This is a genomic window from Pontixanthobacter aestiaquae, from assembly GCF_009827455.1.
GTDB classification, from domain to species: domain Bacteria; phylum Pseudomonadota; class Alphaproteobacteria; order Sphingomonadales; family Sphingomonadaceae; genus Pontixanthobacter; species Pontixanthobacter aestiaquae.
Window position 1 is genome coordinate 2,747,778 of sequence record NZ_WTYZ01000001.1, and the last position, 14,080, is coordinate 2,761,857.

Annotated in this window: 10 protein-coding genes; 5 read left to right on the top strand and 5 right to left on the bottom strand. The window is 55.9% G+C overall.

The window, feature by feature from the left end; genetic code table 11:
* Positions 1-273 precede the first annotated feature (273 nt).
* Both GRI35_RS13125 and GRI35_RS13130 read left to right on the top strand, forming a co-directional pair.
* Positions 274-1,863, top strand: coding sequence for a hypothetical protein (locus GRI35_RS13125; RefSeq protein ID WP_160614569.1), 1,590 nt, complete (start codon positions 274-276; stop codon positions 1,861-1,863).
* Positions 1,864-1,976: 113 nt separating this feature from the next.
* On the top strand, positions 1,977-4,652 hold the full coding sequence (locus GRI35_RS13130; protein WP_160614570.1) for a TonB-dependent receptor domain-containing protein: 2,676 nt from the start codon (positions 1,977-1,979) through the stop codon (positions 4,650-4,652).
* Positions 4,653-4,706: 54 nt separating this feature from the next.
* Here GRI35_RS13130 and GRI35_RS13135 read toward each other — a convergent pair whose 3' ends face one another.
* Complete coding sequence (locus GRI35_RS13135) at positions 4,707-5,375, bottom strand: response regulator transcription factor (RefSeq protein ID WP_160614571.1); 669 nt, start codon at positions 5,373-5,375, stop codon at positions 4,707-4,709.
* Between the two features lie 83 nt (positions 5,376-5,458).
* A complete protein-coding gene (locus GRI35_RS13140; RefSeq protein WP_160614572.1) occupies positions 5,459-5,986 on the bottom strand; it encodes a flavin reductase family protein in 528 nt (175 codons plus the stop codon).
* 183 nt (positions 5,987-6,169) lie between these two features.
* On the opposite strand from GRI35_RS13140, the gene ribB reads away from it, so the two are divergent.
* The gene (gene ribB / locus GRI35_RS13145) at positions 6,170-7,450 is read left to right on the top strand and encodes a 3,4-dihydroxy-2-butanone-4-phosphate synthase (protein ID WP_235900225.1); all 1,281 of its coding nucleotides are present in this window, start codon (positions 6,170-6,172) and stop codon (positions 7,448-7,450) included.
* Here the strand turns inward: ribB and GRI35_RS13150 are convergent.
* Together GRI35_RS13150 and GRI35_RS13155 are read right to left on the bottom strand one after the other, a co-directional pair.
* Positions 7,447-8,235 (bottom strand): FadR/GntR family transcriptional regulator, encoded by a 789-nt coding sequence (locus tag GRI35_RS13150; protein WP_160614573.1) that lies wholly within the window; start codon positions 8,233-8,235, stop codon positions 7,447-7,449. The two genes, ribB and GRI35_RS13150, sit on opposite strands and share 4 nt — an antisense overlap.
* A 10-nt stretch (positions 8,236-8,245) precedes the next feature.
* Complete coding sequence (locus GRI35_RS13155) at positions 8,246-9,409, bottom strand: acyl-CoA dehydrogenase family protein (RefSeq protein WP_160614574.1); 1,164 nt, start codon at positions 9,407-9,409, stop codon at positions 8,246-8,248.
* A 114-nt stretch (positions 9,410-9,523) separates the two neighbouring features.
* On the opposite strand from GRI35_RS13155, the gene GRI35_RS13160 reads away from it, so the two are divergent.
* Positions 9,524-10,399: an alpha/beta fold hydrolase gene (locus tag GRI35_RS13160; protein WP_160614575.1), complete on the top strand. Its 876-nt coding sequence runs from the start codon at positions 9,524-9,526 to the stop codon at positions 10,397-10,399.
* A gap of 15 nt (positions 10,400-10,414) precedes the next feature.
* On the opposite strand, the gene GRI35_RS13165 is transcribed toward GRI35_RS13160, so the two are convergent.
* Positions 10,415-13,180, bottom strand: coding sequence for a hypothetical protein (locus tag GRI35_RS13165; RefSeq protein WP_160614576.1), 2,766 nt, complete (start codon positions 13,178-13,180; stop codon positions 10,415-10,417).
* Between the two features lie 187 nt (positions 13,181-13,367).
* Here GRI35_RS13165 and GRI35_RS13170 point away from each other — a divergent pair, with 187 nt between their 5' ends.
* Complete coding sequence (locus GRI35_RS13170) at positions 13,368-14,030, top strand: hypothetical protein (RefSeq protein WP_160614577.1); 663 nt, start codon at positions 13,368-13,370, stop codon at positions 14,028-14,030.
* The last annotated feature ends 50 nt before the right edge of the window (positions 14,031-14,080 follow it).

The following is a 14,080-nucleotide window of genomic DNA, read 5'->3' on the forward strand; positions in this document are numbered from 1 at the left end:
AGGTTGAGGCCGTGAACTGCAACAAAAATGAAACATTGTCACTGTTTTGTAATATTTGCCCGCGCGGCGCCATTCGGCACTGAACCTGGTTGACTGATCGAAGACACCGGATGGCGTCAAAAACGGTCATATTTGTCATGTGGATGACTTAGTTTCGTTAGATTCACAAAAGCGAAATCTTCGAACAAAAACTGTCACGCAATCCCCCTAGCTGACGAGTCGCGACATCGACTCGCACCCATCTGTTTCTCGACTTTTTAGGGGGTCCGTTCCGTGACTAACTTGCATCGTTCTTTCATTCTTGGTTGCAGCGCGCTGGCTCTTGCTGGTTGCGGCGCCGAAGAAATCGCGTCTCCGGGCACCGGCGGCAACATCACCATCAACAATCCGCCTGCAGCGCCGACGCCTACACCGACCCCGACACCAGCCAGCACGGCAACAGCGGCGACTGCGTGCCCGTTCATCGCCGATCCTCAGGGTCTGACAAATCGCGGCGTAATTACCGGTCCAACCGGTTCCTATCTGCTGTGCCAGCTGCCAGCGCGATTCAATCGTGACACGCAGCTGCAATTCACCCCCGCAACCGCAGCAGTTCTGTATCTGATCGATGGTCAGGTTGATGTCGGCACCGATGGCGGTCCGGCCGCCGATGCGTCGGACGGCCTCAGCGACACGAATGTCACGTTGACGATTGATCCGGGCGTGACTTTGGTCGGTCTCGATGCGTCCTACCTCAACGTAAACCGCGGCAACGAGATTCAGGCCAACGGCACCGCCGCGCGCCCGATCATCTTCACCAGCCAGCAGAACGTGCTCGGCCAGAATACCGACACGTCCTCGGGCGACTGGGGCGGCCTGATTATTAACGGCCGCGCACCGGTCACTGACTGCCTGTCGAACACGGCGACACCGGGCTCGGTGGATTGCGAACGCGAAGTCGAAGGCACCACTACCCCTCCCCGCTATGGCGGAAATGTTCCGACAGACAGCTCGGGCAGCGTCAGCTTCGTCCAGCTTCGCTATTCGGGCACCGTACTCGCCAATGGTGACGAGCTTCAGGCTCTGACAACGGGCGGTGTCGGTTCGGGCACCCAATTCGAAAATATCATGTCGTTCAACAGCGCCGATGATGGAGTCGAGTTCTTCGGTGGCCTCGTCAACATCAAAGGTCTGGTGGTCGTTGGCGCAGAAGACGATTCGATCGACACTGACACAGGCGTGAAAGCCAATCTGCAATATGTCGTCGCCGTTCAGCGCGCCGATACCGGTGACACGATCATCGAGGCTGACTCCTCCAACACGCTGGAAGAGAACACCCCGCGCCAGAACACGCAAATTTCGAACGCCACGTTCATTCAGCGCGAGAATATCGACCAGGTTGTTCGCATCCGTGGCCGTGCCGATTACGCCCTGCTCAACACGATTATCGTCGATGCATCGAGCAATGGCACACCATGCCTGCGGATTGACGGGGACGAGACGCTGAACCGCGCCGCCAGCGCAGCTCTGGATGAAGCCGGTCCGGTCAATTTCCAGTCACTCAATCTCGACTGTGCTACCGATTTCCGTAACGGTAGCGGCGGTACCACGGCAGCAGGTGTGCAAACGCGCTTCAACGCAGGCACCAACAACAACGCAGCCTTCACCAACACATTGTCGATGACCTATCTCAACGGTGCGAACGAAGATGCGCTGGTGGCCTTTGACCCGACCGGCCTGTCGAGCTTCTTCGAGAATGCGGGCTTTGTCGGCGCAGCACGCGCAACCGACACTCGCTTCGAAGGTTGGACTTGCGACTCGGTCAGCATCACGTTCGGAAACAATTCCGGCGCTTGCACCTCACTGCCAGTCTACACTTCGTAAACGGCACTTTTCGGGGAGGCCGCGCTGTCGATCAGCACGGCCTCCCTGTTTCATATGAGCGCCAAAGCGCTTGTTCCAGTTTTTGAACCTTTATCGATGAAGGGCTCTTCGAAATGACCACTAGCAAGCAGTTGGCGGGGCTGCTCCTGCTCTCCACCGCGCTCACATTCCCGGGCGCCGCCTTTGCGCAAGACTCCGGACCATCCGACACCGCGCAGGAAGAGGCGCAGGATCCGGCAGAGGCGCAAGAACCCGAAGAGCAGTTCGAAGATCCCGACATCTCCATCCCGGGCGGTGATATCATCGTTACGGGCCGCCGCAATCGCGACGTGACCCGCTCATCCGCGCAAGTCGTATCGGTACTGTCTGCCGAAGAAATCGCCCGAACCGGCGAAGGCGACATTGCGGGCGCGCTAGGCCGCGTGACCGGATTGTCGGTTGTCGGAAACGGTAATGTCTTTGTGCGCGGTCTGGGTGACCGCTATTCACTGGCGCTGCTCAACGGCCTGCTGCTGCCTTCCCCGCAGCCGCTCAGCCGGGTGGTCCCGCTCGACATTTTCCCGACCAATGTGATTGCCTCCTCGCTGGTCCAAAAGACCTATTCGGCCAACTTCCCCGGTGAATTCGGCGGCGGCGTTATTAATTTGACCACCCGGGCGGTACCCGAAGAGAGCTTCTTCAAGATCAGCGCCGGCATCAGCGGCGACACCGAAACCACATTCGGAAACGGCCTCGACTATTACGGCTCGGACTACGATTATTTCGGTTTCGACGACGGCACTCGCGACGTGCCCCCTGCACTCCAAGCGTTTTTCGATAGCGGTCTGCGCATCGCCGACCAAGCCGTCGATCAGGGCGAAATCGTCAAGCAATTGGGCAATCCCAACCTGATCCTTGCGCAGAAAATCGATAACGTTCGTCCGAATTTCTCGGGCGGGTTCACTGCCGGCACGGCTTTCGATATCGGCAGCGATGGTCGTTTCGGCATCATCGGCACTGCATCGGTCAGCAACAAGCTGCGCACCAAAGTCGTCACGTCGCAGAACCCGCGTACGCTCGACCTACAACTCGACCGGGACTCGCAGAACTTCATCACCGACAACCGGATACTGAGCAACGCGATGCTCGGGTTCGGCCTCGAGATCGGCGAGCATAAGTTCCGGTGGACGAACCTGTTTATCCGCGACACGCTAAAACAAACCGGGCTCGGCTTTGGCGAATTGATAATCGATGGCGACAGCCTGATCACGCAAAATACCGGTTGGTACGAGCGGCAATTGCTCGATACGCAATTGGTCGCAGAGCTGGAGTTCGGCGATCTTTCGGTCGATTTACGGGGAGGCTATGCCCAGACCCAGCGCGAGGCGCCCTACGAGTACGAATTCGTCTATGTGCGCACCAACCAGGCCAACCAGGACACGGGTGACATCTTCATCAACGTACTGGACCGCCAGCGCGGCAGTGCCTCGGTTGCATTTTCCGAGCTGAAAGAAGACCTCTATTACGGCGGTATCGACGTCAGCTATCCGGTTACCGACTGGCTATCGCTTACCGCCGGCTATGCCTATACCGACACCAGCCGCTTTTCGGAGAGGCGGCAATTCCTTATCGACGGCGACAACATTCCGCCCGGCGTCGGCGCCTTGCGGCCCGATCTTCTGCTCGGCGATGCGGTCATAGATTTCTACAATATCGGCCTGATCGAACCGACCCAAACCGATCCGGCATTTCAAGCCGAACTGGAAATTCAGGCGGGCTACGTCAAAGCCAATATCACACCGGCCTTCGGCCTGAATTTCGATCTTGGTGTGCGGTATGAAGATGCCAAGCAAACAGTCGGAACGGTCCAGCGCTTCGACGTCCCGTTCGTCTCGCTTGCAAGCACCGCTTTGAACAATGACTATTTCCTGCCGGGCGCAACGGTCACATGGGAAATTATCGACGATTTGCAGGCCCGCGCGAGTATTTCGAAGACGATCGCCCGTCCGCAATTCCGCGAGCTGATCTTCCAGCCCTACACCGATCCAGACAACCAACGTCAGTATATCGGCAATCCCGCATTGACAGACACCGAGCTGCTCAATGCGGAAGCGCGGATGGAATATTATTTCGGGCGCGGGAACCGAGTTTCGGTCGCTGGCTTCTACAAGGATCTGGACAGCCCGATTGAACCCTATGTTTCGATCGGTGCGGACACCAGCTTCACCACGCGCTTTGCCAATGCGCCGGGCGCAACGCTGTATGGTGGAGAGGTGGAAGCCCAGTTCACCAAAGGCCTGTATGATTGGGGCGGCTGGTTCGAGAACAAGCAAGTCGTTCTGGTCACAAACTACACCTATACCCAGTCGGAATTGAATGTTGCCGCCGGTGATACCACGCGCATCTTTACCGCTGGCGTCGGCGCGCTCGAGAACGATGCGACTTTGTTCTTTAACGATGGCGATCCTTTGACTGGCCAGTCAGACCACTTGGTCAATCTGCAGCTAAGTCTGGAGGATGAGGAAATCCTCCAGCAGTTCACCATCCTCGCCAATTTCGCGAGCGAGCGGGTGACGCGGCGCGGTACGGCCGGCCTGCCTGACATTGTCGAAGACCCGGGTTTCAGCCTGGACTTCGTAGCGCGGCAAGGCGTCGAGATCTTCAAGATCCCGCTGGAAATGAAGTTCGAGGCACGTAACATCTTCGGCCGCGACAATTTCGAATTTCTATCGAACGGAACCGAGCGGATCGAGATCGACAGCTTCGAAGTCGGGCAAAGCTTCAGCTTCTCGATCTCTGCTGAATTCTAGTGTGATGTTGGCTGCGGGGGATGCGCTCTCCCGCAGCCTACACACATGCCCAGGTCAACTATCGAACACGTAGCCCATTGATCGGACAGTCCGCAGCGGATTGCCCGCACCTGCAGCTTTGAGCGCGCGGCGCAAGCGGCCGATCCAGACATCGACTGTCCGCTCGTCAATCGGCGGCTCTTGCTTGCCCAAACCCGCAATCAGATCGGCACGCGACAGCAACTGGTCGGGATTCTCGGCAAAGAAACGCAGCAGACGAAATTCATTCGGGCGCAGATCGATAGACTGATCCTGCCACGTCGCTTTCAGCGCGGCCATATCAATCGCCAAATCGCCCAGCTCATAACGCGATGTGCTGTGCCGTTTGGTCTTGGACATGAGCGCCAACACGCGATCAAGGATCATCGTCCGGTCGAGCGGGCCGACGATATAATCATCCGCGCCAGCGCTGAGCGAGCGGCGGCGATCCTCAATATCATCACGCTCCAGCACCATGGTGATATGCGCTTCGCTGATACGCGAATCCGCCCGCAGCCGGCGGCACATCTCCAGCCCCGCCAAATCGTCCATCACCCAGTCCACAAACACCCACGCCCGTCCGTCGACGAGCCGTGCAGGACCTTCTGCGCCCAACCGCGAAAACTCGAAACGGGCGGAGTCATGCTCGAAACTGTCGAGCCTCTCGCCCAGCTCCGATGTCAGAAATATATTGATCGTGTCCATCGCGGCAATTCCACCCTGCTATCGGAAGGAATTAACGCTGTGATATGACCGGTTAGTGACAAATCGGGCGGCTGAATGCGCCTTTAATCGATCAATCCGAACCGTGCGAAACTGCCTTCCATCCAGCCGAGTGGATCAAGGCCGTCATCGTCGCGGCTGCGCACATCATAGACATTGCCAACGAACAATTCATGCGTGCCGTGGATCAGCGTTGTCCGGACTTCGCAGAACAAATTCGCCATGGCGGCTGGCAGATACGGAATCGAGTCTGCATATTCCCATTCCGCCATGCCGAAACGTTCATCACGCTTGGCAAAATTGGAAAAAGGCTCAACCAAAGCGGTCTGGTCGGTACCCAGCAGATTGATGCAAAATCGGCCCTGCCCTTCAATCGCTGAATGGCAGCGCGACCCACGATTGACCGCAATCAACATTGATGGGGGGTCCATCGCGACCGGAATGACCGCAGATGCCGCCATGCCCGCTGGCTTATCAGTCTCCTTGTCATGCGTCGCCACGATGGAAACAGGTCCGGGCAAGCGCCGCATGGCCTGCCGCAATCGGGTCGCTAACTCCACTGGAGCACCGCCAGTTTGGTCTGTCTTGGTCATCCGAGTGGCATTGCCTTATGAGGTGAGGAACCGCGTCCTTCAGGGCACTAGATCACATTACCTGCACCTGCAAACGAAAACTCGCGCCGAAAAACACAGGTTTCGGAACGGAAATCCGGCCGGCTTCACATTTAAATGTGATTGAGCTCTTGAGTTATCACATTGCGATGCTAGTGAGAACGCATGACAGATCAAACAACGCAAACCGTCCAGCAGAAAATTCGCGAAGTCGTGGACTCGGGCAAGATGTCGCGCGCAGGTATCGCGCGCGCCGCCGGTCTCCACGCCAATTCCTTGCGCGATTGCACAGAGGAAAGCTGGAATCCGACTGCCGACACGCTCGGCAAACTCGCGACTTTTTTGGAAGCCAATGACGACCGCCCTGTTCTCGCCAGCATCGAGGAAATCATCGACGAAGCGCGCAACGGTCGGATGTTCATTCTGGTCGATGACGAAGACCGCGAGAATGAAGGCGATCTGGTGATCCCAGCGCAAATGGCGACGCCCTCGGCGATCAATTTTATGGCCACGCATGGCAAAGGCCTGATATGTCTGTCGCTCGACCGCAAACGGGTCGAGCATCTCGGTCTCGAGCCGATGACGCGTAACAATCAGGAATCAATGCAGACGGCCTTCACCGTGTCGATCGAGGCCAAGGAAGGTGTGACTACCGGCATTTCCGCCGCAGACCGCGCACGGACCGTTTCGGTCGCTATCGACGCAGGAAAAGGGCCTGACGATATTGTCGCGCCCGGCCATGTGTTCCCTCTGGTCGCGCGCGATGGCGGGGTGCTGGTTCGTGCAGGGCACACTGAGGCAGCAGTCGATATTTCGCGTCTGGCCGGTCTCAATCCTTCGGGCGTGATCTGCGAGATCATGAATGAGGATGGTACCATGTCGCGGCTTGATGATCTGGTGTCTTTCGCGCGCAAGCATAACCTCAAAATGGGCACGATCCGCGATCTGATCGCGTACCGGCTGCGCAACGATCATCTGGTCGAGCAGGTGAGCGAGAGCCAGCTTCAATCCGACTATGGCGGAGACTGGCGCGCGATGACCTATCGCAGCAAAGTATCCGGCGCGACCCATGTCGTACTGCAGAAAGGCAATGTCTCGCCGGAACAGCCGACACTTGTGCGGATGCATGCCATTTCGATATTCGACGACGTGCTCGGCCAGTCCGGCCCGAAAAAGCGCCAGCTTCAGCGATCGATGGCGGCCATCGGCGAAAGAGGCTCCGGTATGATCGTGCTGATTATGCCCGACCGGCCCGAGAAGCTTCAGGCCGAAATCGGCCGCCACCCGCCCGGTGAAGGCGAGCTGCGCGATTACGGTATCGGCGCGCAAATTCTGGTGGATCGCGGCGTGACGGAAATGGTCCTGCTATCCGATAGCGAGCGGACGGTTGTAGGCCTCGAAGGCTACGGCCTCAGCGTGGTTGGTCGGGAACCGATCCCCTCCTAACCTGCAAGCACCTCACGCAGGGTCTTGTCGCTGCCCCACACTTTGTTGGTGTTGGTCAGGTGAAGCAGCCAGTGCTTCTCGGCCGCTTCGACATCGCCCGCCTCGATCAGATCGATCAGCTTGCCGATGGATTTGACGCCCTTTTCACGCCCCCGCTTGCGGTCCGCCTCTTCGGACGCAGTGGTAACGAAGCGCTTCTGATATTGCGCGATCACGTCTTCCAGAACCCGCGTCAGGAAGTGCAGAGTCGCATTGCCGCCCACTTCCATCAGCACACTGTGAAATCGCGCAGACGCCATCATATAATCGCGCTCCTGATCGCTCTCATAGAAGCCCGCCAGCCGCGCGGCTTCTTCGCGCAAGCGCCCTACCGCAGCTGCGGTCGGCTTCGCTGCCAGCTTGCGCACCACATGCGGTTCCAGCGCCAGCCGTGCCTCGTAAATATCGCTGACTTTTACCCCGCTCGCCTGCAGATAATAGCTGGCATAGCGCGACACGCTTTCGACCTTGGGCAGGCTGACAACCGCGCCTGACCGTGACCCGCGTTTCACGGTGATCAGCCGCTCGGTTTCGAGTATCCGGAAAGCCTCCCGCAGGCTGGGCCGCGAGATACCGAATTGTTCGATCAATTGCCCTTCCGGCGGCAGCGTATCGCCTTCGGACAGCTCGCCCTGAATAATCCGGCGGCGGATTGAATTGGCTACCAGTTCGGCGGTCTTGGGCACGCGAAAGGTCCCGCCATCAGCGGCGCGCTCCTTCATGTCAGTCTGCCCGAGATCGTTCATCGATTCTAACCTACAGCGAGCGCGCGATGACCATTTTCATCACTTCGTTCGACCCGCCAAAAATCCGGGTGATCCGGCTGTCGCGGAACATCCGCGCAATAGGATAATCATTGATGTAGCCCGCACCGCCGTGGAATTGCAGGCATTTATCGACGACTTCGCCTTGCAGTTCGGTGACCATATGCTTCGCCATACATGCAGTCGGGACATCCAGCTTACCTTCCAGATGCTGGGCGATGCAGTGGTTGACAAAAACCCGCGCCGCCGTGCCGCGCGCAGCCAGATCAGCCAGCACGAATTGCGTGTTCTGGAAATCCCAGATCGTCTGGCCGAACGCCTTACGCTCTTTGACGAATTCCAGCGTCACTTCGAGAGCTTTCTCGATCCCGGTCATCGATTGCATCGCGATGATCAACCGTTCCTGCGGCAGCTCGCCCATCAGTTGATAGAAGCCTTTGCCCTCTTCGCCGCCCAGAACGTTTTCTGCCGGGACGAACACATCATCGAAAAACAGCTCCGATGTGTCTGACGCATCCAGGCCAATTTTGTCCAGTTTCTTACCGCGCTGGAACCCTTCGGCCCCCTCGGTCTCGAGCAACATCAAAGAGATACCCTTGGCGCGCTCATTCGGATCGGTCTTGGCAACGACAATGATGAAGTCCGCCGTCTGCCCGTTGGAGATATAGGTTTTCGCCCCATTGATGCGGTAACCATTGCCGTCCTTCAGCGCAGTGGTGGTGATGCTCTGCAGGTCGGAGCCGACACCCGGCTCGGTCATCGCAATCGCGCTGACCAGATCACCCGTTACCAGCTTGGGCAGATATTTCTTCTTCTGCTCCTCAGTACCATGGCGCACCAGATAGGGTAGAATGATCGTGTTGTGCAGGCTGGCGGCAAATCCTTCGACACCGTGATGCGCCTGCTGGTCGATCACCACCATATCATGACGGAAATCACCGCCATGGCCGCCATATTCTTCGGGCACGGACACGCCGAGCAGACCTGCGCTGCCGGCTTCGTTCCAGAACTCGCGTTCCACCTGTCCCGCAGCGCGCCATTCCAGCACGCGCTTTTCAGGAGCATGTTGATCGTAAAATTTGCCAACCGCATCGGCGAAGATCGAAATCTCCTCGTCTTCCATGAACTCTGGCTGGGCAACATTGATCGCTGGCATAATGGTTTCTTTCTAATGATCGTCGATATGCGCCTCTTGTATCACTTAGTTAGATAAGTGCAACGCTTGCGAGAATCGCAACTTCCGATCAAAGACGCCGCAAAGGATAGACGCATGGAATTGATCGGACCCACCTCACAAAGCTTCATCTCGCAGCGCACGCGGCTGCATTATGCGGATTGGGGCAATCAGGATGCGCCGCCGCTGATCCTGCTGCATGGCGGGCGCGACCATTGCCGCAGTTGGGATTGGGCAGCAGAGGAGCTGCGCCATGACTGGCATGTGATCTGCCCCGATGTGCGCGGGCACGGCGATAGCGAATGGAACAATACCGGCTATTATCCGATGCTCGGCTATGTCTATGATCTGACACAGCTGATCCACCAATTGGAACTGGCCCCGGTAACAATTGTCGCGCATTCGATGGGCGGCAATATCGCGATCCGCTATGCTGGATTGTATCCCGACAATGTCCGCAAGCTGGTCGCCATCGAAGGCCTCGGCCCCAGCCCCAAGCGGATGAAGGAACTGGCCGAGACGCCCTATGACGGCCATCTGCGCAACTGGTTCGACGCCAAGCGCGACGCCAGCTCGCGCCTGCCCAAGCGCTACGAAACATTCGAAACCGCGCTCGACCGGATGCACGAGGCGAACAGCTATCTCAGCCGCGAACAGGCCGAGCATCTGACTCGCCACGCGGTGATCCGCAACGAAGACGGAACCTTCAGCTGGAAATTCGACCCGCATCTGCACGCCTGGCCGCCGGAAAATATCGAAGACCGCTCGGTCGAGAAATTATGGGCGCGGATCACCTGCCCCACGCTGATGATCTACGGCAATGACAGCTGGGCCTCCAACCCGGTCAAGGATGGCCGGATCAAGCATTTCGGCGATAATGTCAGCGTCAGCGACTACGACCGCGCCGGGCACTGGGTCCACCACGACCGGTTCGACGACTTTATGGCCGAGGTGAAGGCGTTTATTGGGTGAGGTTTTGCTGAGATTTCAACGCAAATTCCGAATGGTATGGCGGAAAAACTTTTCGGTTTCGGGGTGCAAATCGTTAGATAGTCTCAGTAGTGAAACGAGGCGCTGTCCGTCGCGCGCAATCAGCGCAGGGTCTTTATCGTATTTGTAAAGTAGACCCTGAATATTGAGAAATTTCCCGTTTTGACCACCTACACCGTGACGTACGATAACGCCCTCGACATCAAACCATCGTTTTTTCGCCATCAGTCTGCGTTTTACTACAACTGTTTTCTTTTTATCGCCCATGCCGACGATTGAACCACGAATAAATCGTACCTTTCCTTTCTTATACAGACACCAGACGAGCAGCCGATGCGCTGTCGCCGAGTCTGCCCAAAAGGGCTGGGGATCAATCGATACATTTTGAACAACAACATCATTCAATTCGATCGACATTGCATCGAGAAATGCATCGATATCGAAACCCGCCAATGTCTTCTCAATCTGCTCGATGCGCTCCTCCTCACCCTCGATCAGCTTGAATTCGTCAGACTCGAACAATTGGAGAAGGGCGTGACCAAAAACTAGCAAGTCACGACGGTTGGACCAGATGGCTCCACTCATGTCCGAACATGTCAGATCATTCAGCCGTTTGATGAATTCGGCATGCCACTTTTCATCTTTGAACTGTTTGATTACAAGTCGGAGAATATCGACCAATGCGCCATCACCTGAACCGGAAACGACAAAGGTTGTTCCATTGCGCGAGCATTCTGAAAACCTCCCGCTGTCATCTTCCCAATAGGAATGGCTGATCAGGAGATCTTCGTCGATATTGATCCCGGCTCTCTTGAGAGAACCATGCGCATCCTCTTCGCCATAACCGGTGGCAAAGATAACGATGTCACAATCGACCATACCGTCAGCAAAGTCTGGCTGCCCATCATCTAAGGAACCTGCCACTTTGGCCGCTCTAACGATCTCACTCCCATGCTCGGCATATTTTTTTCGCCACCTTTCCTCGACTGCCGCACGATCGTCGCAATCATCGCCATTTTTCTGCTCCCATAATTCTTGAACTTGGTCGGGAAATGGCAGCTTCGAAAGGTAGTGTTTACGGTTCACACGGTCAAAGTAATACCCTTGCACTTCAAAGTTCGGATAGAATGTCAGTGACTGTCGATCACCTTTTAAGTTTGCCTTTTTCTCAAAAGCAGTGAAATTGTTCGATAATTGCCTGAAAACCTTCTGCGCCGTAGGGTCCGCAGTCCAATTTAGCGCATCTATTGGAAAATTAGTCTTTTTGCGATCACTACCAGTCCGAGGCCAGTCGTATGAGAATGGGTTAAGAGAGCGATGAGAACACCGATCTTGAATAGGTGCCAGCTTTCGTTCGGCTTCCATTAGAACCACTCGAGCACCAGTTTCGACCGCAGCAATGGCTGCAGCCATACCGCTAACGCCACCTCCTACGATACCTATCTTGGTATTAGGCTTAATCTTACCCGCCTTATACAGCGCGTGCACAAGCGTTAGCGCGCGCGATTGTTGCGTGTGAACCGTTTTCTTGTTCTCGAAGCAGCCCAGCACATAAATATTGTGGCGCCTAAAATGCTGGTCTCGTTGAAGGGACATCGCATCAAGGATCTGTTGTTCATTAATCTCGTCGATTTTTAGCGAGTGGGTGTCCCTAGAGTCTTGACCAATAAAATTCCGATCTCGGATTTCCTTGCGGAAATTCTTGATCGCCTCCAGTGTTACCGCTTCGACCTCTATTGATGCTTCAACGCCTTGATGTGTATGTTCTCGGTAAACTATTGGCCCGTCATCAAGCACAAGTTCGACGTCTTTGTAGCCGTACTGCTTCAACTTAGTCGTAAGATTATCTTTAACTCCGACTCGCGGACCGAGTGCTCTTACTACCTTCCATCCAGTCTGCACCGCTGAAGGATACTCGCCTTCCTCCAAAAAAAACTGTTTGATATACTTCAGACGCTTTTCGACACCTGCGAGAAACTCTTTGTTCGCGAGTAGCAATAGTGCGGTATATGTTCCGAGAACTCTTAACCCGTGGTAAGTAATTAACGCTTGCCTTGACCAATTCTCGCTCAGAACGTTTGGCAAAATTGTTTCGATAAAATGATCGTATATGGTGAAATCGCGCTGCGCTGCAACTTCTCTGGTTTCGTTTGGATCACTCTTTGCTATTCGTGCTGACAGGGACGGAAATGTTCGGTTGTCTTTCCAGCGCAGATGCCTGTTTTTGCTAAAGAGGTTTACGGGTTCGCCAAGCGTTTTTTCGTCGGGCTCATACGGTCTTTTCCGAAGCAAACCAAAGTAATGATAGATGATCTCGCGAGCATCTTTATCTAAGCTGTCCATATCAGCGTGCAGACGCCCGCCATAATCTTCGCGGTCAATATGCGCGTAGTCCATCTTGAACGTATGCGTTGTGTGCCTAGCATAATGTTGCGACTTGGCGCCTAGTGTAGCTTCGTACTCCATGGCTATGCGCGAGATCACGTTGGATCGCGGGCCACCAATTGCAAGGATGTGCCCATCTAGTTTCGGTATTGATAGCCGATCAGAAACAAAATGAGTCTCAATATTGTCTGGAGAAGAACGACCTTTCTCATAGAAGCATTCTTTTTCGATAATCCGCATCAGAGGATGAGAGGGACGACCAAGAGTTAGCGGATGCGCAGACTCTATACATACGTGCAGCGGTGCTTTGCCAAAAACATTGTCTAAAACAACTTTGAATGGCCTGAGAAAATGGTCACGATGTTCGCTTTTTTTCAATTATCCAGTTCGCCTTATTGCCAATAGATTTCGAATTCACCATACGAAGACATAATGACTTTTTTTAACTGGCCAATACCAATTTCGAAATTAGGTAATTTGGAATAGTTCGGGAATTCAGCACCGGGTTAATCTCGAAGCCAAAAACCATTTTCCTACTCTTCAAAAATCTGCCTTAAGCTCTTGGATGAGCACACATCCTGATCCCCGTTCGTTTGACCGCGCCTATGCTTCGTCCGCGCCGGTCGCCTCTGAAACCTGTGACCAAACCTCCAGCGAAACCCTCCCCGACGCGCAGCGGCATGATGGGTGGACGCCGGCCCGGCAGGCTGCGTTTCTGCGTGAGCTGGCGGCGACGCATAATGTCTCGGCGGCGGCGCGGGCGGTCGGGATGGGCCGCCAATCAGCCTATAAATTGCGCATGCGGTTGCAGGGAACGCCGTTCGACAAGGCTTGGCAAGCAGCGTTTGTCACGCGCTTCGATGCGCTGGCCGAGGCGGCGCTGGACCGCGCGCTGCACGGGGTCGAGGTGCCGCATTATTACAATGGCGAGCTGGTCGGAACATCGCGCCGCTATGACGAGCGGCTGACGCTGGCACTGCTTTCGGCCGGAACACTGGCGCAGCACCAAGCGCCCGACGATTTCGATCCTGCCAGCGCGTTTGAAAGCGACGATCTGGCCGGATTGATCGAGCGGGTCGCAAACGGGCCGGAACAATGGCGCGAAAGCCCTGAGCAAGAGCTGGATGCGCGCTATGGCGTGGCAGATGATGCTGATGGGGGCGGGGCCTCCTCCGGTGACAACCACTCGCCGGAAGGGAACGATTCAAACGATAAAACAGAGGGTTGAGCGTGATTCCAAAAGGCGACACGGTGTCGCCTTTGTCGCCCATCTGTCGC